This window comes from Acidobacteriota bacterium, from assembly GCA_009861545.1.
Lineage (GTDB): Bacteria > Acidobacteriota > Vicinamibacteria > Vicinamibacterales > UBA8438 > WTFV01.
Map to the genome: position 1 here is coordinate 18,226 of VXME01000050.1, position 20,704 is coordinate 38,929.

The following is a 20,704-nucleotide window of genomic DNA, read 5'->3' on the forward strand; positions in this document are numbered from 1 at the left end:
GCACGCGCCCGCATGCGGAACACGTGATGAGTGCTCGGTGCTCGACTTGAGCCGGACTGGACCTGAACCCCGACGCGAGCTAGGCTGTACAGCATAACGGCCCGGATGAACCGGGCTGTGATGAACCGCCGCGCCGGGACTGCCCACCAAGCTAATCGGCGACGGCCTATCAAGGAGGGCGTCATGCCCCCAAAGGCTACGTGTGCGCCGAGACTGCCCGCGCCGTCAAGATTCCACACCGTCGCCTACGTCGAATCCATCAAGCGACTGATCCTGTTCGAGCACGTCTCGCTCGGGGAGGTACGGTGATGCGGCTGCTAGAAATCAACCCGGAGGAAGGCCAGACAGTAGAACGTCGAGACGAGAGGGGGTTCATTGAGGTCTGGATTGTCGAGGCCGCAGGCGAACGGGATGGCGTCGCGTTCGTCCGCGTAGAACACGATGGGCTGAGAGCCGAGATTCGTGGAACAGACATGACGAGTGATCGAGGCGGACCTGTGCTCAATGACGATGAGTGGGTTGGATTGGGTTGATGCTCAAGTCGACCCACCGCGAGCGCGGCTGCATCGCATCCCTCACGCAGTGGATCTGGATCGAGCGCGGCTCGCTCGGGGTCGAATAATGGGTTCATCAAGCTACAAGAGAATCGTTCACGTCGTCATCGGAGACGACCTTCTTTCAACAATCAAGGGATCGCGTGATCCCGACTTCATGTCCGTCGATCAGGTGCCGACAAGCACCTTTCGGTTCAGATTCAAGATCGAAAAACAAGGGCATGACGACTCCACCGGGAGCGACTTCGACTGGTGGTTCCGCAAGCTCATTGAGGCGTCGGAAGCGGCGCGAGAGAGCGGACAATCGCAGGTGGTTTCAGTGGTGGAGGACGTCTACAACACAGGAACCTACTACCAGAACAAGTGGTCCGGGATGCTCGCAACGGGAGTTAACGACTCTCCGTGCCGGCATAGAGACAACGAAATCCTGTTTCAGTTCGAACTGAAGGTAGCTTCCTTCACCCGCACGTTCATTAGAGAAGAACACATGCCACGCGAAGGGCGATGGCTGGAACGGGCGCTGGACGACGAGTTTCAGGAAGGGTGGAACCACCCGGAGTTTTCAGAGGGCGTTCGGTTCGATGAAACCTAGTTTACGCCCGCCGTAGGTCAATCCGTTGGCGCGTTCAACATGCCTCGGACGATTCCCTCCACTTCGGCCAGCCGCTCGACAACATCATCGAGCCTGCCATCAAGGTGTCCTATATCGGAGGCCAGCCCGCAATAGCCCGTCAGAGCCACCGTTCCGATGGTGGCCAGAACTGTTAGGATTTGGCGCCACGTGACCGAAAAGTACAGGCTTCCGTCCGGGTGGATCGGTTCCTGTGGCGTCGCGAAACGCCGGCCACCTGGATCAAGACGCTCTCCCATTACAGCTTAGCTTTCAGAGCTTCCAGCTTCTCTACCAGCGCGTTATCGCCGAATCCAGAGTAGTAGTTGGCGGTCACCACGGCGCCTCGAACGGAGTTTTCTTTATCCATGCCAAGCCAGTCCGAGAAATCCTTAGCGGAGGTGTGATCGCTGTAGGTAAACCACGCACCGGGCGCGATCTCAGCACGATTCGAGGCATCGATCTGGCGCTCGACCCGCTCTGTATATTCAGTCGGAACGACGACGACGTACAGGGGCACAATGCTTCGACCCTATACGACTTGACGGAGCGTGTCCAGCGCGACGCGATCCCCAAAATACACTCGTAGCGCCGGGGCATATACGCGACGACAGGGGACGCGCAACGACCCCAACGGTGGCGATCCACAGTGGTGGAGGATCGCCCGCCTACCCTCAATCACCCGCCTGAAAAGGCGGCGCCACTGCTGATCCGAGCTGCCGAACCTCAAACCGCGTTTCGCGCATCTGGTTGATGACATCCACAACCTCGCTGCGCGTTGGAAATTGGTACTCCTGACCGGCGCCCCCGCGCACAATCACAGAATGCATCCGGATTGCCAGGGTGAACGGCTACATTCGCGAATCGGCCACGGGCCGGCCTCCCGTTCGTCGAAGCCGAATACCTCCCATCGTACCACGGAGCGCCGATGTGACCACAGGTGGCGTTCTGTGGACCGCAGGCGAGACCGGGAGCGGTTCGAGAACGGGGGGTGGAACGAGGGGATGGGCCGTCGGCAGAGCGTGTTACACCCTTACTTTACAGCACTTTACGGGGCCTAGAGGGCAGTTCGACAACCCGCCGGCCCCGCAGGCGGACCTGACGCTCTCCGACTGGCAGGTGATCGACCTGGCCGGCGCGGTCGAGCACGAGGACTGGTGCGAGGCGGCGCTTCTGTACCTGCTCGAGAGGCTGCGGACCGAGATCGAATCGCCGGCCGAGGCGACGCGCCTCAAGCTGATGGTGGTCGACGAGGCGTGGCGGTACCTGCGCGATCCGGTGGTGCTGGGCCGGCTCACGGAGGCCGCGCGCACGTGGCGCAAGCGCAACGCGGCGCTGATCCTGGCGACCCAGTCGGTGACGGACATCACGCAGACGCCGGGCGCGGCGGCGCTCCTCGAGTCGATGCCGACGCGGCTCTTCCTGGCGAATCCGGACTTCCCGGAGGCGGGGCAGGCCACCTTCCAGCTCGGCGACGACGAGCTGCGGACGGTGCGCGAGCTGGAACCCAAGCGGGAGCTGTACCTGCGGCGGCCCACGACGGCGGCCGTGCTGCGCCTGGCGGTCGATCCGGAGAGCTACTGGCTCTATACGTCGTCGGCGGGCGAGGCGCAGCGGCGCGCGGAGATGGTGGCGCGCTACGGGGTGGAGGGCGCAATTGTCCGCCTGGCGGCGGGACTGGATCACAAGCGGGCGGCGGTGCTCGGGTGACGGAAGGGGGAGCGATGAGGGGCGTGGGACGAGTACTGGCCGCGGTCATGTGTTGCGGCCTGCTGGCGGCGGCGCCGGCCGCGTCCGGGCAGGGCATCCGGGCGGTGCCGCCGGGAGCGGCGGAGTCCGCGATCGAGGTCATGGCGCGGGTGCGGCACACGACGACGATCGTGCTGCCGCGCGGGGAGCGCATCGCCGACGTGGTGGCCGGGGACGCGGACTACTGGGACGTGTCGGCCGCGGAGAACGTGGCGTACCTCAAGCCGCTGGAGGCGGGCGTCGCGTCGAACGTGACCCTGGTCGCCGAGAGCGGCCGGGTGTGGGCGCTGCTGGTGGCCGAGTCGTCCGCCGGGGAGCCGGACCTGGTGGTCTACGTCGAAGAGCCGGGACGCGCAGCGCAGGCGGAGGTAGTGCGTCATGCGCCCGCGTTCGTGGCGGGCGGCGAGCTGGCCGCGCACGAGGCCGAGGAGGCGGCGGCGCGGGCCGCGCTGCTGGCGATCGAGGAGGCGGCGGCCGAAGAGGTCGCGGCCATCCGGGCGGAGCACGACGCGGCGTGGACGCGTTGGCGCGACGAGTACCCCCGGCGGCTGCGCTTCCCCTACCGGCTCGACCCGGCGGCTCTCGGGCCGCCCTTCGAGGTCGAGGCGCTGTGGCACGACGGGCGCTTCACGTACCTGCGCTCGCGGGCCGAGGAGACGCCGGCGCTCTACGAGCTGCGGGAGGCGGACCGGCGCTTCGGCCGCACGGGGCTGGAGCCGAGCCTCGTGTCGTACGAGGTGTTCGACGACGGGCTGTACGTGGCGGACCACGTGCTCGGGCCGGGGCGCCTCCGGATCGGCGACTCCGAGACCGGGTGGACGGTGGGCCGGGAGGACCGGAAGTGGACGTGGAAGACGCGCACGGTGGTGGGCGGGATGTTCGCGGCGGTGGCGACGGTGCTGATCCAGGGGATGGCCCGATGAGGGCCTGGATCCTGGCGCTCGGGTGCGCCCTGCTGGCGGCGCCCGCCGCGGCGCAGGGGGTGCGCGCGGCCCCGGCGGGCGGCGACGAGCCGATCAGGGTAGCGGCGCGGGTGCGGCACGTGACCGCGGTCGTGCTTCCCGAGACGGCGGAGATCGTCGAGGTCGTCGTCGGCGACGCCGAGCAGTGGGACGTGTCGGCGGCGGCGCACCTGGCCTTCGTCCGGCCGCTCGCCGAGGGCGCCCGCTCGAACGCGGTTCTGCTGACGGCGGCCGGCCGGATCGTGCCGCTGGCGCTGGTCGAGAGCGCGGACGCCCCGGTGGACGCCGTCGTCCACGTGCAGCCCGCGGAGGCCGGGACGGCGGGCGCCGGCCCGGTGCTGGCGGCTTCCGAGGCGGTCGCGGCGGCGGCTCGGCGCGCGGCGGAGGCGTGGAAGGCGGTCGCGGCAGCGGAGGCGCAGGCGGCCGAGCGGGTCGAGGCGGCGCGGGCCGCCGCACGGGACAGGCTCGACGCGGACCGCGAGGCGTACGCCCGGCAGGCGCGGTTCGACTACCGCTGGTCCGCCGGAGCGGCCGGCTACCCGTGGCTGGTCGAGGGGATGTGGCACGACGGCCGGCGGACCTACCTGCGCACGCGCGCGGTCGCGCCCGTGCTCTACGAGCGGGTGGACGGCGAGCTGGTCGAGGTGGCGGTCTCCGCTCCGGTCGACGGGGTGCTGCACGTTGCCGGGCGGGTGCTCGGGGCCGGCGCGCTGGAGGCCGGGGGGCGGCTGATCCCGTGGACGGCGGCGCCGAGAGAGGCGGGTCCGTGATGGCGAAGTGGAAGCAGCTTCTCCAGCCCCCGGCCGGCGCGCTGCCGGGAAACCTGGTCACCAAGGCGGGCATCGGTGTCATCGCGGTGCTGCTCGTGGGCCTCGTGCTGAGCCAGTCGGGCGGCGGTCCGGAGACCGGGGAAGAGGCCGGCGTGGAACCGCAGGTCACGGGACCGGGGGTGGTCGGGCAGCTGCGCTCGCGGCTGACGCAGCTCGGGGAGCAGCAGCTCACCGAGGAGGAGAACCGCGGCGACCCGCCGGGGGCGGATTCCCAGGGACTCTCGGCGCCGACGCTTCCACCCACGGGGGATCCGGAGGGATCGGGCGAGCTCGCGCCGTTGCCGACGGCGGGGGAGGTCGAGCTGCGCGAGCGGCTGCGGCTGGAGGCGATAGAGCGGCGGTCGCGGTCGTTGCGAGCGCCGGGCGTCGTGCAGACCTTCCGGGGCGAGCCGCGCGACATGGTCGCCGAGTTGCCGGATCCGGACGGCCGGGACGGAGGCCCGCCGCCAGCGGCGGTCCCGGCGAGCGCGCGCGGCGTGCCGCCGCCGCCCGATCCCGCGGCCGTCGCCGGCCGGATGGAGGACGCGACGGCGGCGCTGCTGTCGGGACTGGCGGGCGGCGATGCGGCCGGTCCGCCGACCGCGGAGCGGACGGTGCCCGGCGTGACCGGACCGCCCGTCGGGGAGACGCCGGACCCGGCCGCGGTGGCGGCGCCTGCGGACCCGGCCGGCTGGGAGCGGGTCTACGAGGGCTCGGTGCTGAGCGCCGTGCTGGTGACGCAGCTCGACGGCGACTTCGCCGGGCCGGTGCTCGCGCAGGTGGCGATCCCGTTCTACTCGGCCGACCGCCAGAGGGTCCTCGTGCCGCGCGGCGCGCGGCTGCTGGGCACGGCGGAGGCCGTCCGCCACCAGGACCAGAGCCGGCTCGCGGTCGGCTTCCACCGGCTCGTCTGGCCCGACGGCCGCTGGGTGGATCTCGCCTTCCACGGCCTAGACGCCGTCGGCGAGAGCGCGCTTTCCGACCAGGTGGACCGGCACTACGCCTCGATGTTCGCGGCGGCCGGCGCCGTGGGACTCCTCGCGGGCCTCACGCTCCAGGGCTCGGACCCGTACGCCGGCGGGTCCGCCGGCTTCCGCGCCGCGGCCGGTCAGGGCCTCGGCCAGTCGGCGACGCAGATTCTCGGGCGGTTCCTCAACCGCTTCCCCACGGTCACCGTCCGCGCCGGCCACCGGCTGCGCGCGTGGGTGACTTCGGATTTCCTCGTGCCGCGGCCTCTGCCGCACCCGGAAAGGATGTACCGCTGATGACGAAGAAGAGATGGCGCTGGGCGATTGCCGGCCTGCTGGTGGCCGCGGCCCTGGCGGCGGCGACGCCGCGGCGCGCGCAGGCGTGCCTGTTCGGCTCCTGCGACGCGATCATCATCGCGAACCAGGTCACCCAGATCGCGCACATGGTGACGCAGATCGGAAGGATGGTGGAGCAGCTTCAGTCGCTCGACGGGGTGCTGGACGTGACGACCGAGCTGGTCTCGTCGAACGACATCGGGATGGGCAACATCGGCCGCCTCCGCGAGGTGACCGACGCCGGCTGGCAGATCGGCCGCCACGGGATCGGGCTGTCGACGAGCACGAGCTCGGGCGGCGTGGGGGCGTTCCTGCAGCGCATCCCGGGCGTGACCGACGAGACGGGCTGGCTGGACGTGCTCGCCGCGCCGGGCCTGGGCGACCCGTCGGCGGCGACGGTCCTGCTCGCCGGCCGTCCCGCGACCGAGACTTCGGCGGCCGAGCCGAGCGCCTTCCGCACGTGGGCCGCGCCGGCCGGCCCGGCGTGGTCCGGCCCCGGCCGCGACGCCGCCCGCGAGGCGCTCGACATCCTGGGAGACGTCGCCGAAGGGACCGCGACGTGGCGCACCGTCTGGGACGACCTCGAGGCGGCGCTGCCGCCGAGCGTCACGGCGGCGGACCTGCAGGGCCTGCGGCTCGCGCGCCAGGTGGCCGACCGGATCGTGCGGGAGTGGGAGCGCGCCGAGGCGCGCGCGGCGGCGGAGCTGACGCACACGCACGCGGTGGCCGAGGCGGCCTCGACGCTGGCCGTGCAGGTGGGCGAGTCCGCCGCGCATCTCACCGAGCTGCGGGGCGACGACCTGATGCGCACGCAGCGGGTCGACCAGGCGGCGCTCGCCAACGGCGTCACGCAGACCGAGCTGCTGGCCGCGCAGGCGCAGCTCCTGGCCTACGAGGCGGCGCGCGAGGCGCGCGAGCGCTACCAGGCCGAGCGGGCGCGGCGCGAGGCGACCGCTCGCTGGCAGGCGGGGGCGCGGCGGGCGGAGGCCGGGCAGGACGCCTTCCTCGCCGAGGTGGCGGCCGCCGCCGCGGACGCCATCGACAGCCACCGTTTCGTGCCGTCGCCGTCCGATTGGTAGCGGCGGCCGGCAGTTTCCCACGGAAGGAGAAGGCGAGTCATGACGCTCAACGAGCTGCTGCTGATGCTGCAGCAGGCCGGGATCCTGACGGGCCAGATCATGGCCGCGGTGGCGCCCGGCCGGGGCGACCGCGGGGATGCAGCTCTGGCAGGGGCTGGCGCTCATCGTCGTGGTCTGGACCGGGGCGCAGATGGCGCTCTCGGGCGGCGGGATCAACATGGCCGCCGTCGTCCGGATGGTCATCGGGCTTTCGATCCCGCTCGGCATGCTCCAGTTCTACACGGCGCCCCTGCCGGGCGCGGGCCGCAGCGTGCCCGAGCTGATCACCGGCATGGGCGAGTGGCTGCAGATGATGATCGTCGCCGACGCCGGCACGGCGATGATGGAGCAGCTCGCGCTTGCGGGCACCGCCTTCCGGGAGCTGCTCGCCGGCGACGGGGTCTTCGGGGGGATGGCGTCCCTCGGCTGGAGCGTCGTGACGGATCTGCCGGCCGTGCTCGACGCGGCGTTCGACCTGGCCGTCACCGTGGCGCTGATGATGCTGCTGGCGGTGGGCCTGGTCACGGTCTTCGCCATCGGGCAGGCGCAGGTCATGTGGGCGCAGCTCGCGCTGTCGCTCGCGCTCGTGCTCGGCCCGATCTTCATCCCCTGGCTGCTGGTGCCGCAGCTCTCCTTCCTCTTCTGGGGGTGGCTGCGGACCGTGCTCGTCTACTCGCTGTACGGCGCGGTGGCCGCCGCCGTCTTCCGGGTCATCACCGAGCTGGGCGTGTTCGTTGTCCAGGGCTGGACGGGCGACATGGCGGCCGGCGTCGAGTGGGCGGGGCCGGACGGAATCATGACGGCGTGGCTGCGGTCGCTCGTGACCATCCCCTACATCGTGGCGGCGGGTCTGGCGACGGGCAAGGTCGGCGAGCTGACGCAGATGCTGATCTCGGGCGGCGGCAACGTCGGCTCCGGCGCCTCGGGGCGGGCGATGCAGACGGCGGCCGTGGCGCGGGTCGCGGTGACGGGAGGGGCGTAGAGATGGCGGCGCGGGAGTTCGCGGAGATATGGGGGGAGCAGATGCACGCGGCGCGGCATCTGCGCCTGGTGACCGGCGCGCTGTCGCTCGTGATCCTGATTCTCGGGATTGCGCTCGTGCGCCTGGCCTGGGCGCCGCAGCCGAAGCCGCTCGTCGTGCGGGTCGACGAGGTGGGACGGGCAGAGGCGGTGGCCTACGAGGCGATGGAGGCGCAGGCCGACCCGCTGGACGCGACCACCGGGTTCTTCCTGCACCGCTTCGTCGTCGACCACTACTCGCGGCGGCAGGGCACGGTGCGCGAGTACTGGGAGCGGTCGCTCTGGTTCCTGACGCCGGAGGTGGCCAACGCGGCCTACGCGGAGCAGGCGGAGGACGTGGCGGCCACCGCGGTCGGGCTGCGCGACGAGGAGCTGCACGTCGAGGATGTGGCCGTGCGCATCCTGCCGCAGCCGGCGGAGCCGCACGGCGCGGCGGCGACCTTCGACCTGGTGCGCATGCGCGGCGGCGAGGAGCTGGCCCGCGAGTCCTGGTCGGTCTCGATGCGCTTCTCGTTCCTGCCGCAGATCCCGGCCGAGCTGGTCGTCCGCAACCCGATGGGGATCGTGATCTCGTTCCTCCAGGGCGACCGGATAGTGACGAGCGGGGAGAACCGGTGATCCCGCACCTGAACGGCCGCGCGGCGGCGCTCGAACCGCTCGGCTGGACCGGCCGCGCGGCCGAGTGGCTGGCCCTGGTCTGCCTGCACAGCGGGGTCTTCCTGCGCGCGCAGTATCTGGCGTTCCTCGGCGGCGGCCACCCCGAGGCGGCGGCTCGATTCGTCGAGGAGTACGGCGCGTGGTGCGCGGGAAGGGCCGGGCGTCCGGCGTCCGTGGAGCGGACGTGGCGCGGGTCGACCCGGCTGTGCATGGTGGCGCCGCGGGCGTTGTACCGAGCCCTGGGGGCAGAGCACGTGCGCCATCGGCGCGAGGCGTCGCCGGCCGTCGTGCTGCGGCGGCTGCTGTCGCTCGACTACGTGGTCGACCATCCGGGGGAGCCGTGGCTTGCGACCGAGGCGGAGAAGGTCTCGGCGCTCGAGGCGGCGGGCGCTCCGGAGCGGTCCCTGCCGCGCCGCGTGTACCGGGGCCGGCGCGGCTCGCGCCGCCGCTACTTCGCGCACAAGCTGCCGCTCGCCCTCGATTCCGGGCGGGCGACGTTCGTGTTCGTCCAGGCGGAGGACGTGACCCCGAGCGGGGTCCGGACGTGGGGCGAGTCGCACGCCGCGCTGTGGGCGGCGCTGCGCGCGGCCGGCCGCGCCGTCGAGGTCGTCGTCGTGGGCCGGGACCCGGAGCGCCTGGCGGCGGCCGAGCCGGTCCTCGCCGGCTGGACGAAGGCGGCGGCGGCAGGCGCCGCGGCCGAGGGCGGGGCCGAGGCGGCGCGGCTCGCAAGGGCGGAGTTCGCGGAGATCCAAGCGGCGGTGGCGCGCGGCGACCTCGCCGCGCTGGAGGCCCACGGCGGCATCAACGGCGCGCTGGGCAGGATGCGCGAGCTGTCAGCCGCCGCCGCGGGCGCCGGCGGGGCGGTGGCGATCACGAGCGGGCGGACGTGGCGCTCGAAGCGGGTGCCGTCATGATGCGCCTGCTGGCCGGCGCGTCGGCCGCCGCTGCCGTGTGGGTGTGGTGGCCGTTCCCGGCGCCCGGCGCCGATCCGGTCGCCGACCTGATCGCGATGCACTCGCCGCGGCTGCACGCCACGATCCGCGCCTGGCACTACCTGGCGCCCGCCCTGGCGGTCGTCGGGGCCTGGTCGGTGGCCACCTCGGTAGGGCTGGTGTGGCTCGCGGGCGGGCGCAGCCGGCCCCCCGCCGGCACGCTGCCGCCGTGGCCGGTCGACGCGGCGAACCCGTCTCCCGCCCTGGTGGTCGGCGAGGTGCACCATCCGGTCACCGGACGGGAGGCGGCATCGCCGCGGTGGCTCGTGATCCCCGAGACGGGCCTCTACACGGGCATGCTCATCTGCGGCGCGATCGGCTCCGGGAAGACGTCGGCCTGCATGCGCCCGTTCGCGCGCCAGCTCCTGAGCTGGCAGGCGAAGGACTCGCGCCGCCGTATCGCCGGCCTGGTGCTGGAGGTCAAGGGCGACTTCTGCCATCAGGTGCGCGGGATCCTGAACGACGCCGGGCGCGCCGGGGACTACGTCGAGCTGGGGATCGGCGGGCGCTGGCGCTGGAACCCGCTGGGCGACGATCTCCTGGACTCCTACTCGCTCGCTTACACCATCGCGAGCCTCATCAACCAGCTCTTCGGGCGCTCGAAGGAGCCGTTCTGGCAGCAGGCGTACGTCAATCTCGTGCGCTGGATCATCGAGCTGCACCGCATGGCGCCCGAGCGCTGGGTGACGCTGCAGGACGTCTACCGCTGCACGCTCGACGCGGAGAGGATCGACGCGAAGATCGCCGAGGTCGAGGCGTTGGTCGAGCCGCAGGCGACGGTCCGGGTGCGGATGGCGGACGTGGCCCCGCACGGCGACGAGCTGGCGGCGTGGTCGTGGCTGCCGGAGGCCGGCGGGATCCTCCGGATGTCGGACGACCGGGAGCTGTGTGAGCAGCTGGCGAAGCTCGGGATTCCGTTCGAGATGGACCGGCGGGCGCCGGCGGACCCGACGCGCCCGCAGCGTCTCGACGCGGTGAAGCGCTGGTACGCGCAGGACTGGCTGACTATCGATCCGAAGCTGCGGTCCAGCATCATCGAGGGCCTGAGCGTGTTCCTCTCGGTCTTCGACCTGCCCGACGTCGCCGCGACCTTCTGCCCGCCGAAGCCGGCGGCCGAGCCGGCCGGCGCGCAGGGCCCGTCGGGCGCCGATGCGCCTGACGCGCCGTCCGCCGACGCGGTGGCCGTCGCCAGGCCGCTGCCGCCGCTCGACCAGGTGATCGACGATGGCCGGGTGCTGTGCCTGAACATGGCCGCCGGCACGAACCCGGCCCTCGCCCGCGCGGTGGGCGTGCTCCTCAAGCAGGCGTGGCTCCAGACGCTGCTCCGCCGCCCCGCGGAGATGCAGCGGCGTCCGGGGCGCGTCTTCCGGCCGGCGATGTTCCTCTGCGACGAGTACCAGACCTTCGCCACGGTGGGCGAGGACGACCCGGCCGGCGACGAGAAGATGTTCGCGCTGACGCGCCAGTCGCGCCTGATCCCGATCGTGGCGACGCAGTCGATCTCGTCGCTGCGCGCCGTGCTCGGCCAGTCCGAGGCGTGGCGGGCGCTGCTCCAGACGCTGCGCACCCGCATCTTCCTGTCGCTCGCCGACGACTCGTCGGCGCAGATCGCGAGCACGCTCTGCGGCCAGGTGGCCCGCATGAAGGCCTCCTACACGGTCTCGGAGCAGACCCAGCGTGCCGGCGCGTCGCTGCTGTCGGGCTCCGCCGGGGGCGGGACCGGCAGCGTCGGGGCGAGCAAGGCGTTCTCCGAGCGCCGCGAGCCGCTGTTCCATCCGCGCGACTTCGCCCTGCTGGGCAACTGCCAGGCCATCGTCATGCCCTACGACGGCCGCCGCTCGCTCGACGCCCGGCGCTGCTACCTCAAGCCGGACTTCCTGCCGCGGGACCGCCCCTACTGGCGCGCCCGCGAGGCCGGAGAGCTGTAGATGGAGCTGAACGTCGCGGACCTGAAGCCGTTCCTGCCGGGGCTCGAGGCCGTACTCGACGACGAGGCGGTCTCCGAGGTGATGGTCAACGGCCCCGCGGCGGTCTTCGTCGAGCGGGCCGGCCGGGTGATCGCCCTCGACGCCCCGGCGCTCACCGCCGAGGCCGTGGCGCGGGCCGCGATCCAGATCGCCCGCCCGCTGGGCGAGGACCCGGCGACCGATCCGATCATCGACGCGAGGCTCGCGCACGGCTCCCGCGTGGCCGTGTGCAGCCCGCCCGCGGCGCCGGCGACGGCGATCACGATCCGCCGCTTCGGCGGCCGGGAGTTCACGATCGCCGAGCTGACCGCGAGCGGCTCGCTGCCCGCTGCCGTGGTCGACGCGACCGCGGACGTGCTCCGAACGGAACGCAACGTGCTGATCTCGGGCGGCACCGGGTCGGGCAAGACGACGTTGCTCAACGCGCTGGTGGCGCTGCTCCCGGCCGAGGGTCGGGTGATCTCGATCGAGGACACCCTGGAGCTGCGGCTCCGCCGGACGAACTGCCTGCGCTTCGAGGCGAGGGGGCTCGCGGGCCGGAACGTGACGATCCGGGACTTGGTGCGCCATGCGCTGCGGCACCGGCCGGATCACATCGTCGTCGGCGAGGTCCGCGGCGCCGAGGCGGCCGACCTGCTCCAGGCGCTGAACACGGGGCACGGCGGCAGCCTGGCCACCGTGCACGCGAACAACGCCGCGGCGGCGCTCTCGCGCCTGGCGACCTGCGCCATGCAGGCGGGCGACGCGCTGCCGTGGGCGGTGGTCTGCCGCGGCGTGGTCGACGGCATCGAGGCGGTCATACACCAGACGCGGACGCCCGAGGGCGTGCGCCGCGTCGACCAGATGGTGCGCGTGCGGGACTACGACGCGCGGGACAACCGGTGGGTGGTCGAGCCGGTCTGGCCGGCCGCCGGCGCGGAGGCGGTGACGAACGGAACGGAGGAATGGAGGTGCAGGGATGAACGAACGTGACGAGAGTCGCACGGAGGAGCGGGCGCCCGTTCGGGCGGAGACCCGCGAGCAGTTCGACGAGGCGGTCGGGGAGCTGTTCCGGACGGGGCAGCCGATCGAGGCCCCGTCGCTGGAGACGCTCGAGGCCTGGGACGTGGACCTCGAGGACGAAGAAGGCGGAATCGAGGGACTGTGATGGGCAAGATGAAAGAGAAGGCCGACGAGTACCACGAGCAGTTCGCCGCCCGCATCATCAAGGCGCTGGAGGAGGGGACGGCTCCGTGGCAGAAACCGTGTCCACCATATTTGAAAAACCGTCAAGTCATATTCCATCCATGGTGCATGTTAAGTTACTGAATAGTAATCAATTATTACTCACATCCGGGCATTGACGTGGAACGAGGCGTCCTGTACGATCCATATGTATCCGCCATTATGTGAGGGGAATACTGGTAGGCCATGGAACTCCCGATACGATCCCGGAACCGCAAGCCCACCGGTCGGCAACCCTACCACGCGCTCTCGGCCGCCTTCGTCCGCAACGTAGCGCAGGCTGGCCGCTACTGCGACGGCAACGGCTTGTACCTCGACGTGCAACCGTCCGGCACTCGTAGCTGGGTGCAGCGGCTCGTCATCCGCGGCCGGCGCCGCGAACTCGGACTCGGCGGTTTCCCGCTCGTTCCGCTCAAGGACGCCCGCGCCCAGGCGCTCGCCAACCGCAGGCTCGCCCGCGCCGGAGGCGATCCCTTGGCCGAGAAGCGCCGCATCAAGAGCATGCCCACCTTCGCCGCCGCCGCCGAGGCGGTCTGCGCCCAGATGCGTCCCGGCTGGCGCAATCCCAAGCACGGCAAGGACTGGCTGTCGAGCATGGCCCGCTTCGCCTTCCCCCGCCTCGGCAGGCTGCCCGTCTCCGAGGTGACGACCGCCGATGTGGTCAAGGCGCTTCGCAAGGTCTGGCACGAACGGCCGGCGACGGCGCGGCGCGTACGCCAGCGCATCAGCACCGTCATGGAGTGGGCCATGGCGATGGACTACCGCAACGACAACCCCTGCGACCGTATCGGGCCGATCCTCGGTCCGCAACAGGATCTCGTCCAGCACATGCGGGCGCTGCCCCATCGGGAGGTAGCGTCGGCGATCGAGACGGTGCGGGCTTCGGGCGCGGTTTCGGTCGTCAAGCTGGCGTTCGAGTTTCTCGTGCTGACGGCCGCGCGGTCTGGTGAGGTCCGAGGAGCGCTGTGGGCCGAGATCGACACCGAGGAGCACGTCTGGACTGTGCCGGCGACGCGGACGAAGGCCAAGCGCGAGCACCGCGTGCCGCTGTGCCGGCGCGCCGAACAGATCCTCGACGCGGCTCGGACGCTTGGCGGCGGCAACCCGCTCGTGTTCCCAAGCGGGCGCGGCAAGCAGCTGGCCGACATGGCGGTGTCCGGACTGCTCAAGGACCTGGAGATCGGAGCCGTTCCGCACGGCTTCCGGTCGTCGTTCCGGGACTGGGCCGCGGAGGAGACGAACCACCCGCGCGAGGTCGTGGAGGCGGCGCTGGCCCACGTGGTCCAGAACAAGGTCGAGGCGGCATACGCGCGGTCCGACCTGTTCGAGCGGCGGCGGCGCTTGATGGACGACTGGTCCGCCTATGTCGGCGGCGGCGCGGGGGCGCCGGCCGATGATCGCCCATCTTGAGGACCGCGCGACGGCCCTGATGGCGCGCGGCTGGACGCGCCGCGAAGCGGAGTGGCTGGCGCTGGTCTGCCTGTACAGCGGCGTGTTCCTCCGTTCGCAGTACCTCGCCTTCATTGGCCGGACCAATCCGGCGCTCGCGTACCGCTTCATCCGCCGGTGCCGTAAGTACGTGGTCGAACAGCCGTGGAACGGCTCCCGGCTTAGGGTCTGCCGCATCGCGTCGCGGCGGATCTACCAGGTGCTTGGGATCGAGCACATCCGGCATCACCGGCCCGCTGCGCCGGAGGCCGTACTGCGGCGGCTGCTCGCGCTCGACTACCTGCTCGAACGTCCACGCACGTCGTGGCTCCCGACCGAGGCCGAGAAGGTCGGCGCGCTGACTGCGGCGGGGATCGCCAAGGATGTGTTCCCGCGCAAGCTCTACCAGGGCGCGGTCGGGGCGCAGTGCCGGTTCTTCCCCCACAAGCTGCCGGTCGCGCTCGACACTTGGCGGGCGACGTTTGTGTTTGCCCAGGACGAGAAGGAGACGGAGAGCGCGGTCCGCACGTGGGGCTCGCAGCATGCGGCGCTGTGGGCGGGGATCGCTGCGGTCGGCCGCGCCGTCGAAGTAATCGTCGTCGGCCGTGATCCGGAACGTCTGGCGGCGACCCAGCGGGTACTCGACAAGTGGGCCTCGACGCCTCCGGAGTCCGTCACGATGGCCCACGAGGACGCGGCGGCCGAGGTGGCCGCGATCAAGAACGCGATCGCGACGAGCGACTGGGCCGCGCTGGAAGAGTACGGTGGCCTGAACCCCGCGCTGCAGCGCACGCGCATCCTCGACGCAGCCTGTGCTGGAAGCCGCCGATCCACGGCCGCGATCACGACGGGTCGGACGTGGCGCTCGATGCGCGTGCCGTCTGACCTCTTGCCGGCCGTGGCGTCGGCCAGTTACGCCCGGTCTCGGATGCGGGGCCCGTTACTTCGTCATCGGTAGCTCCGTACCTCAGTGGCGAAGGCCACAAACGACGTCACGGCCCCGCCGACCATCAGAAACCCGGCCGGCACGACACCGAAGTCCCTGATGCCGAGCGCTCCCACCACCATCGCGGCGATCGCGATACGCTGCACGATCCTTGCGACCTTTCGCTTCTTCTCTCTGTCCATGTTCGGCTCCTTCCGCGATAGTACTTGCCGTCCGGGTCATCGAGAACGTCGCTCAGCGCGTCGAGCTTCTCGGTCAGGCACTAGTGCAGCTGACGGCTCGCGGTCGCCGCCCGAGATTACACCCGAAGTGCCGCACCAGAGGTGTAAGTAGGACGGAGCGCCCAATTTACGCCCGGAATCACACCGCCTGTCGCGTTCCCGCCGGCCGCAAGTCCCTCGCTCTCAACGCGATCCAATATCCCGCCCACCCCAATAGTGCCGCTCAATGTGACATGGGGTGGGTAGGGGAGCGACCCACCGCAAGACTGGCGTTTTGCGGACCCGGCAGGTGTTCCTCTGTCACACCTGCCGCGCCGGGTCGCTCCCCTGGAAAGTGTCCCTCCCGGAAGGGGGAGCACGGCGCTCGCAGTGCCTGTCCGGGCCGGCTGCTATGCTCTTTTGTCAAAGACTGTCGCTACGCGGCAACGCCCGCGGAGCAGCTTCTGGTGAACGGCCAACTAATGACCAACGGCAGCCTGACGAAGGCGGCGCTCATCGAGGAGGTGGCCCACACTGTCGGGGTCTCGAAGAGGCGCGCCGAGATAGTCGTCGACACCCTGTTCGGCAGCATCGGTGAGGCGCTTCACCAAGGTGAGAAGGTCGAACTCCGCGGCTTCGGGAGTTTCCGTCTCCGACTCCGGCCGCCGCGCCGACGCCGCAACCCCAGGACCGGCGACGGCGTGGACGTGCCGCCGAAACACGTCGCTTGCTTCAAGCCCGGCAAGGACTGAAGGAGCTGATCAACCGGGACCCGGCGCAGCCCGTCTCAGCGCCGTTGTCCGAGTAGCCGGCGGCTCCTTCGCCGCAATCCGAAAGTCGGTCCATGACCAAGAAAGAACGGCTGCCGGGACCGCACCTGACCTGACTGGAGGGCCGGTATGCATGACCTTGAGAAGCGACTTTGGAAAGAGGCTGCGGACATGCAGCGCATTGGCATCGCCGCCTTGGTCATCGGCGGTGGCGCTCTCTTGCTAGGGTGCTTCGTTTTCGTGACCACGCCGCCGATCACGGAGCGCCAGGTGTTGTCGATCGTGTGGGCTGGTGTCGGCGCCGGGTGCTTCGGTATAGGGGTGGCAGCCTACAACGCCGGTAACGCGATCCTGCACTGGATCGAGAAGGACCAAAAGGAGTAGAAGTGCGCTCGGATCTAGCGCCTACAGTGCACCCGGCAGGCCCCGCATGCTGACCGTGCCGACGCGCCGCCGACCACCGAACTGGCGGGTCGGATCCGCTTGGCCGCCGTGGTTGTCGATGCGGTGGCATCCGTATTCCATCAGCTCCGTCTCGGCCGCACCGCGCTAGGTGCGGTGTCACTACACCGCCTCGAGGATCGCGCGATCCCCCCCAGCGCCGAGCAGTGTCGCTATACCAGCCCCGCCGTACGGCCGCGAGATTTGCTCGAAACAGGTCCTGGCCGGATCAACCACAACTTTGGGAGCGAGAGAGGGAGTTACGGACAGCCAATCGCCATGATCGGGGCCGCGGCGGACCTATCGCCCGCGTTCGACGCTCCGCTCCGGGAACGCGGCCTCCGCCGCTCGCCGCACCGACGCCTTCACCAGCTCGCCGGGGAACAACTCTCGATACACCCGGATCGCCTCGTCTGGACCCTTGAGCCCGAGATACTTGCACAGCAACGCGATATCCCCCTGGTCCTTGCCACGGCCCGCCGCCAGCTTCATCGCCAGCAGATGCCGGGCCGACGCGCCGGTGACCGTCAGGTACGCCGACTCGTACACCGTCTGCGCACGGCCGTCCGGCGTGCGCGGGATCGCCGTCGTCGCCTGGTCGTTGAGCCACGAATCCGCTAGCCCGTGCCTTCGGCCGACCGTCTGTACCGCCTGCGTCAGCCGGTAGTGCCCCGCGTCGATCCGTGCGTCCACGTCCCGCGTCGCCCGCTCACGGTCGAACGCCAAGCTCATCGCCGCGCCGCCGATGATGTAGATCTGCGCCCGGGCGCCCTGGAACCTCAGCTCCCTCGACAGCTCATCGAACAGCTCAACGATGCGCTTGCGGTCAAGCAGCTCGTCAGCCATGCCGTCAGAACAGGCTCGGCCAGGGGGTCCACTGATGGCGTTCCCCCCCGCGGCCGTCGAGATCCCGGGGATCCGGTATCGCGCCGTGCCGCAGGAACGCGGCCGGAGAGTACATCAACGCATTCGCCCGTATCAACGGCGACGAGAACACAACCCACGTGCTGTCGAGGAACCGTTCCGGCTCGTCCACCCAGGCCGGCGCATCATGCCCATGCTGCCGGGCCACGTGTTCCACCGTCGCCGCAAGGAGCGCGTCCCACTTCGTTCCCGTCAGCCGGGGCCGGCCCGCGAGCGCCGCGCGTTGCTCCGCCGCGGGCAGAACGTGGAAGTTGCGCGGAAGGCCGCACACAATCAGCCGATAGATATCCGCTTCCGGCCAGTCCTCCTCGATTCCGACGAGGTAGCCGTCCAACCACAAGGGGGAGGGGGGGGTATCACGCTGCTGCAGATCAGTCATTTCCGGCGGCCAGGGGAGCTGGCGCAATTCACGTGCCGTGTCACCGAGAGCCTCCGTGACCAGCCGCCGCTTTGATGGCTCTCTGAGTTTGAGAATACCACGACCGACGCCATTCCAGGGTCGGCAGCCATCATGACGCGCCCGCAGTGTACGCGAGGCGCAATCCTGTACTAGACCGTTTGTTGACAGTGCCCGTCCCTCGCTTAGCGCATCAGAAAGGCGAGAAACTCAAATTAACCCGAAGACCACCCCACATCGTTTCCCTGCGAGCGGACGGCAAGGCCATGAGGCAGGGCCATGGATGGCGCTATGCTGCAGGTAACTTGACGCCACCGATCTACTACGCTCACAGCAACTCGGCAAAGGACCGGCACGGATGGCAGCGACTTTCTGACCATCTGAAGGGCACCGCGGAGCGCGCCGGCGCGTTTCTTGAGGCGACCGGCCACACCGAACTCGGCCGCGCGGCTGGGTTGCTTCACGACTTGGGCAAGTACACCGAGGACTTCCAAGCGCGACTGACGGGCGAAGGCCGGCGCGTAGACCATGCCGGACCAGGCGCGAAGGTTGCGATCGACACCTACGGCCCGACGCTTGGGAAGTTGCTCGCGTTCGGTATCGCCGGACACCACGCCGGGCTCGCCAACGGCGTGAACACGGAACGGATCACAGCCCTAGCGGATCGGCTCCGCAACGCAGCGGCAGAGCCAGATCCTGTCTGGAAGCAAGAGATCGACTTGCAGGACACTCTGGAGCCGCCACGCCTTGCACCACGCAGCAGCGATACGGTCGGATTTTGCGCCGCGTTCCTCATCCGTATGGTGTTTTCTGCGCTGGTAGACGCTGACTACCTCGATACGGAAGCCTACTACACCGCCGTGGCCGGGGAATCGATCCCTCGCGGGCGGCATCCTGCGCTCGCCGACCTGCAGCAACGGCTCGATACGCATCTCGACGGCTTCGGCGGACGCCGCACGGGAGACGAAAGCCGACCCATCGACCAGCTGCGTTCGAGAGTGCTCCGGCACGCACGCGAGCAGGCTGCGCAACCGCCGGGCCTGTTCACCCTGACCGTGCCGACCGGAGGCGGGAAGACACTAACGTCGCTCGCCTTCGCCCTCGACCACGCGCTACACCACGGATTGGAACGCGTCATCTACGTCATTCCTTACATGAGCATCATCGAGCAAACCGCGTCAGTATTCCGCGCAGCGCTACGGGAAGGAGACGAAGATGCCGACGATTTCGTCGTCGAACACCACAGCACGTTCGACGAGGATCGGATCAGTAAGCGTGAAGCCGTGAACAAGCTCCGTCTGGCAATGGAGAACTGGGACGCGCCGCTCATCGTCACCACTGCTGTCCAGTTCTTCGAGAGCCTGTTCGCGAACCGCCCGTCCCGGTGCCGAAAGCTGCACAACATCGCCAACAGCGTCGTGATTCTGGACGAGGCGCAAACACTGCCGCACCAGGTACTGCGTCCCTGTGTCGCAGCGCTGGACGAACTCGCCCGCAACTGGCGCACGAGCGTTGTGCTCTGCACGGCGACCCAGCCGGCGCTCACCGAAACGGACGGTTTCACTGGTGGTTTCGAGCACGTCCGTGAACTAGCGCCCCAACCGCGGCGGCTGTACACCGCACTTAAACGGACGCGGATACAGGATGCCGGAACGCTCGACGATGCCGCGCTGGCATCGGGGTTGTGCGAGTCGTCCCAAGTGTTATGTATCGTGAACACGCGGCGTCATGCACGGGAGTTGTACGAGCAACTCGGCGACGCCGAGGGGAGTTACCACCTGTCCACGCTCATGTGCGCCGCTCACCGCCGGGAAGTGCTAAGAGCGGTGCGTAGGCGGCTGAAGGACGGAGACCCGGTCCGCCTGGTTGCCACATCGCTGGTCGAGGCTGGCGTCGACGTCGACTTCCCCGTCGTCTGGCGAGCTGCGGCGGGTTTGGAATCACTCGTCCAAGCCGCTGGGCGCTGCAACCGTGAGGGGCGAAGGGACACCGGCAACGTGTTCGTGTTCGAGCCAACGGAGGAAGAGGGACGCAAGCCCCCACCAGAGGTGGCGCAGTGCGCCGACGCGGCAAGGAGCATCCTCCGGCAGTTTCCAGACGATCCAGCGTCGCTCGACGCGATCCGGGCCTACTTCCGACAGATCTACTGGACCAAGGGAGAGGAGGCACTAGACTCGAAGGACATCATGCGGATGATCAGCGACGCGCGCCGTAGCCTCGACTTTCCGTTCGAGACTATCGCTACGCAGTTCCACCTAATCGACGAGTTCCAGGTGCCAGTAGTGACTACTTGGCGCGGCCCGACCGGCAAGGAGGCAACGGTCGAACGCCTACTGGATAAGTTGCATTATGTGGAACGTCCGGGCTGGATCGCACGGCGCCTCCAGCCCTATGTCGTTCAGATTGGACGGGTGGCCCGGGAGACGCTGCTCTCGGCCGGAGCGGCCACGGTCCTCCGCGAATCTGATTTCGGCTGCCAGTTCGTGCAGTTGGTGAACGCAGACCTGTACCACGAAGACACTGGGTTATGGCTGGAGGATCCCGCGTACCGGCGGCTTGAGGGACTAGTGTTTTGACCAGGAGAGGGCTACTAGGAACAGCCTGGACAGGCGCGGGAGACTTGCAGGTGTCG

The 20,704-nt window shown here is 69.8% G+C and carries 21 protein-coding genes; 17 read left to right on the forward strand and 4 right to left on the reverse strand.

Annotated elements, in window-relative coordinates; translation table 11 throughout:
• The first annotated feature begins 711 nt into the window (after nt 1–711).
• On the forward strand, nt 712–1,146 hold the full coding sequence (locus tag F4X11_07785) for a hypothetical protein (GenBank protein ID MYN64913.1): 435 nt from the start codon (nt 712–714) through the stop codon (nt 1,144–1,146).
• A 277-nt stretch (nt 1,147–1,423) separates the two neighbouring features.
• On the opposite strand, the gene F4X11_07790 is transcribed toward F4X11_07785, so the two are convergent.
• A complete protein-coding gene (locus F4X11_07790; protein ID MYN64914.1) occupies nt 1,424–1,684 on the reverse strand; it encodes a hypothetical protein in 261 nt (86 codons plus the stop codon).
• A gap of 599 nt (nt 1,685–2,283) precedes the next feature.
• On the opposite strand from F4X11_07790, the gene F4X11_07795 reads away from it, so the two are divergent.
• The 13 genes from F4X11_07795 to F4X11_07855 all read left to right on the forward strand — a co-directional run bounded on the left by F4X11_07795 (nt 2,284) and on the right by F4X11_07855 (nt 15,352).
• Nucleotides 2,284–2,874, forward strand: coding sequence for a hypothetical protein (locus F4X11_07795; protein ID MYN64915.1), 591 nt, complete (start codon nt 2,284–2,286; stop codon nt 2,872–2,874).
• A 14-nt stretch (nt 2,875–2,888) separates the two neighbouring features.
• Nucleotides 2,889–3,836, forward strand: coding sequence for a hypothetical protein (locus F4X11_07800; protein MYN64916.1), 948 nt, complete (start codon nt 2,889–2,891; stop codon nt 3,834–3,836).
• Nucleotides 3,833–4,645 carry a hypothetical protein gene (locus F4X11_07805; protein ID MYN64917.1) on the forward strand — a complete coding sequence of 271 codons (813 nt, stop codon included), beginning with the start codon at nt 3,833–3,835 and terminating at the stop codon, nt 4,643–4,645. Before F4X11_07800 ends, F4X11_07805 begins: the two co-directional genes overlap by 4 nt.
• Entirely contained in the window at nt 4,645–5,949 is a 1,305-nt protein-coding gene (locus F4X11_07810) for a TrbI/VirB10 family protein (GenBank protein ID MYN64918.1), read from the forward strand. The genes F4X11_07805 and F4X11_07810 overlap by 1 nt, the downstream gene beginning before the upstream one ends.
• Nucleotides 5,949–7,067, forward strand: coding sequence for a hypothetical protein (locus F4X11_07815; protein MYN64919.1), 1,119 nt, complete (start codon nt 5,949–5,951; stop codon nt 7,065–7,067). Before F4X11_07810 ends, F4X11_07815 begins: the two co-directional genes overlap by 1 nt.
• A gap of 136 nt (nt 7,068–7,203) precedes the next feature.
• The gene (locus F4X11_07820; protein ID MYN64920.1) at nt 7,204–8,088 is read left to right on the forward strand and encodes a type IV secretion system protein; all 885 of its coding nucleotides are present in this window, start codon (nt 7,204–7,206) and stop codon (nt 8,086–8,088) included.
• A gap of 2 nt (nt 8,089–8,090) precedes the next feature.
• Entirely contained in the window at nt 8,091–8,744 is a 654-nt protein-coding gene (locus F4X11_07825) for a hypothetical protein (protein MYN64921.1), read from the forward strand.
• Nucleotides 8,741–9,697 carry a hypothetical protein gene (locus F4X11_07830; protein ID MYN64922.1) on the forward strand — a complete coding sequence of 319 codons (957 nt, stop codon included), beginning with the start codon at nt 8,741–8,743 and terminating at the stop codon, nt 9,695–9,697. Before F4X11_07825 ends, F4X11_07830 begins: the two co-directional genes overlap by 4 nt.
• Nucleotides 9,670–11,703: a type IV secretory system conjugative DNA transfer family protein gene (locus tag F4X11_07835; GenBank protein ID MYN64923.1), complete on the forward strand. Its 2,034-nt coding sequence runs from the start codon at nt 9,670–9,672 to the stop codon at nt 11,701–11,703. Before F4X11_07830 ends, F4X11_07835 begins: the two co-directional genes overlap by 28 nt.
• Nucleotides 11,704–12,714, forward strand: coding sequence for a CpaF family protein (locus F4X11_07840; protein MYN64924.1), 1,011 nt, complete (start codon nt 11,704–11,706; stop codon nt 12,712–12,714).
• Complete coding sequence (locus F4X11_07845) at nt 12,701–12,889, forward strand: hypothetical protein (GenBank protein MYN64925.1); 189 nt, start codon at nt 12,701–12,703, stop codon at nt 12,887–12,889. Before F4X11_07840 ends, F4X11_07845 begins: the two co-directional genes overlap by 14 nt.
• A 263-nt stretch (nt 12,890–13,152) precedes the next feature.
• A complete protein-coding gene (locus tag F4X11_07850) occupies nt 13,153–14,376 on the forward strand; it encodes a DUF4102 domain-containing protein (GenBank protein MYN64926.1) in 1,224 nt (407 codons plus the stop codon).
• Nucleotides 14,360–15,352 (forward strand): hypothetical protein, encoded by a 993-nt coding sequence (locus tag F4X11_07855; GenBank protein MYN64927.1) that lies wholly within the window; start codon nt 14,360–14,362, stop codon nt 15,350–15,352. Before F4X11_07850 ends, F4X11_07855 begins: the two co-directional genes overlap by 17 nt.
• On the opposite strand, the gene F4X11_07860 is transcribed toward F4X11_07855, so the two are convergent.
• Nucleotides 15,343–15,522 carry a hypothetical protein gene (locus tag F4X11_07860; GenBank protein MYN64928.1) on the reverse strand — a complete coding sequence of 60 codons (180 nt, stop codon included), beginning with the start codon at nt 15,520–15,522 and terminating at the stop codon, nt 15,343–15,345. The genes F4X11_07855 and F4X11_07860 overlap by 10 nt on opposite strands.
• 515 nt (nt 15,523–16,037) lie before the next feature.
• Here F4X11_07860 and F4X11_07865 point away from each other — a divergent pair.
• Nucleotides 16,038–16,292 (forward strand): integration host factor subunit beta, encoded by a 255-nt coding sequence (locus F4X11_07865; protein ID MYN64929.1) that lies wholly within the window; start codon nt 16,038–16,040, stop codon nt 16,290–16,292.
• Nucleotides 16,293–16,439: 147 nt separating this feature from the next.
• On the forward strand, nt 16,440–16,694 hold the full coding sequence (locus tag F4X11_07870; GenBank protein MYN64930.1) for a hypothetical protein: 255 nt from the start codon (nt 16,440–16,442) through the stop codon (nt 16,692–16,694).
• Between the two features lie 357 nt (nt 16,695–17,051).
• Here the strand turns inward: F4X11_07870 and F4X11_07875 are convergent, their stop codons facing one another.
• Nucleotides 17,052–17,597 carry a nucleotidyl transferase gene (locus F4X11_07875; GenBank protein ID MYN64931.1) on the reverse strand — a complete coding sequence of 182 codons (546 nt, stop codon included), beginning with the start codon at nt 17,595–17,597 and terminating at the stop codon, nt 17,052–17,054.
• A gap of 4 nt (nt 17,598–17,601) precedes the next feature.
• Entirely contained in the window at nt 17,602–18,054 is a 453-nt protein-coding gene (locus F4X11_07880) for a hypothetical protein (protein ID MYN64932.1), read from the reverse strand.
• Between the two features lie 284 nt (nt 18,055–18,338).
• Between F4X11_07880 and cas3 the strand changes: the two genes are divergently transcribed.
• The gene (gene cas3, locus F4X11_07885) at nt 18,339–20,648 is read left to right on the forward strand and encodes a CRISPR-associated helicase Cas3' (protein ID MYN64933.1); all 2,310 of its coding nucleotides are present in this window, start codon (nt 18,339–18,341) and stop codon (nt 20,646–20,648) included.
• Nucleotides 20,649–20,704: the final 56 nt, after the last annotated feature.

Excerpts from the sequence above, each read along its gene's own strand:
- F4X11_07785 (MYN64913.1), top strand. The coding sequence starts at position 712 with ATGTCCGTCGATCAGGTGCCGACAAGCACCTTTCGGTTCAGATTCAAG.
- F4X11_07800 (MYN64916.1), top strand. The coding sequence starts at position 2,889 with ATGAGGGGCGTGGGACGAGTACTGGCCGCGGTCATGTGTTGCGGCCTG.
- F4X11_07805 (MYN64917.1), top strand. The coding sequence starts at position 3,833 with ATGAGGGCCTGGATCCTGGCGCTCGGGTGCGCCCTGCTGGCGGCGCCC.
- F4X11_07810 (MYN64918.1), top strand. The coding sequence starts at position 4,645 with ATGGCGAAGTGGAAGCAGCTTCTCCAGCCCCCGGCCGGCGCGCTGCCG.
- F4X11_07815 (MYN64919.1), top strand. The coding sequence starts at position 5,949 with ATGACGAAGAAGAGATGGCGCTGGGCGATTGCCGGCCTGCTGGTGGCC.
- F4X11_07820 (MYN64920.1), top strand. The coding sequence starts at position 7,204 with ATGCAGCTCTGGCAGGGGCTGGCGCTCATCGTCGTGGTCTGGACCGGG.
- F4X11_07825 (MYN64921.1), top strand. The coding sequence starts at position 8,091 with ATGGCGGCGCGGGAGTTCGCGGAGATATGGGGGGAGCAGATGCACGCG.
- F4X11_07840 (MYN64924.1), top strand. The coding sequence starts at position 11,704 with ATGGAGCTGAACGTCGCGGACCTGAAGCCGTTCCTGCCGGGGCTCGAG.
- F4X11_07845 (MYN64925.1), top strand. The coding sequence starts at position 12,701 with ATGAACGAACGTGACGAGAGTCGCACGGAGGAGCGGGCGCCCGTTCGG.
- F4X11_07850 (MYN64926.1), top strand. The coding sequence starts at position 13,153 with ATGGAACTCCCGATACGATCCCGGAACCGCAAGCCCACCGGTCGGCAA.
- F4X11_07855 (MYN64927.1), top strand. The coding sequence starts at position 14,360 with ATGATCGCCCATCTTGAGGACCGCGCGACGGCCCTGATGGCGCGCGGC.
- F4X11_07860 (MYN64928.1), bottom strand. The coding sequence starts at position 15,522 with ATGGACAGAGAGAAGAAGCGAAAGGTCGCAAGGATCGTGCAGCGTATC.
- F4X11_07870 (MYN64930.1), top strand. The coding sequence starts at position 16,440 with ATGCATGACCTTGAGAAGCGACTTTGGAAAGAGGCTGCGGACATGCAG.
- F4X11_07875 (MYN64931.1), bottom strand. The coding sequence starts at position 17,597 with ATGGCTGACGAGCTGCTTGACCGCAAGCGCATCGTTGAGCTGTTCGAT.
- F4X11_07880 (MYN64932.1), bottom strand. The coding sequence starts at position 18,054 with ATGACTGATCTGCAGCAGCGTGATACCCCCCCCTCCCCCTTGTGGTTG.
- cas3 (MYN64933.1), top strand. The coding sequence starts at position 18,339 with ATGAGGCAGGGCCATGGATGGCGCTATGCTGCAGGTAACTTGACGCCA.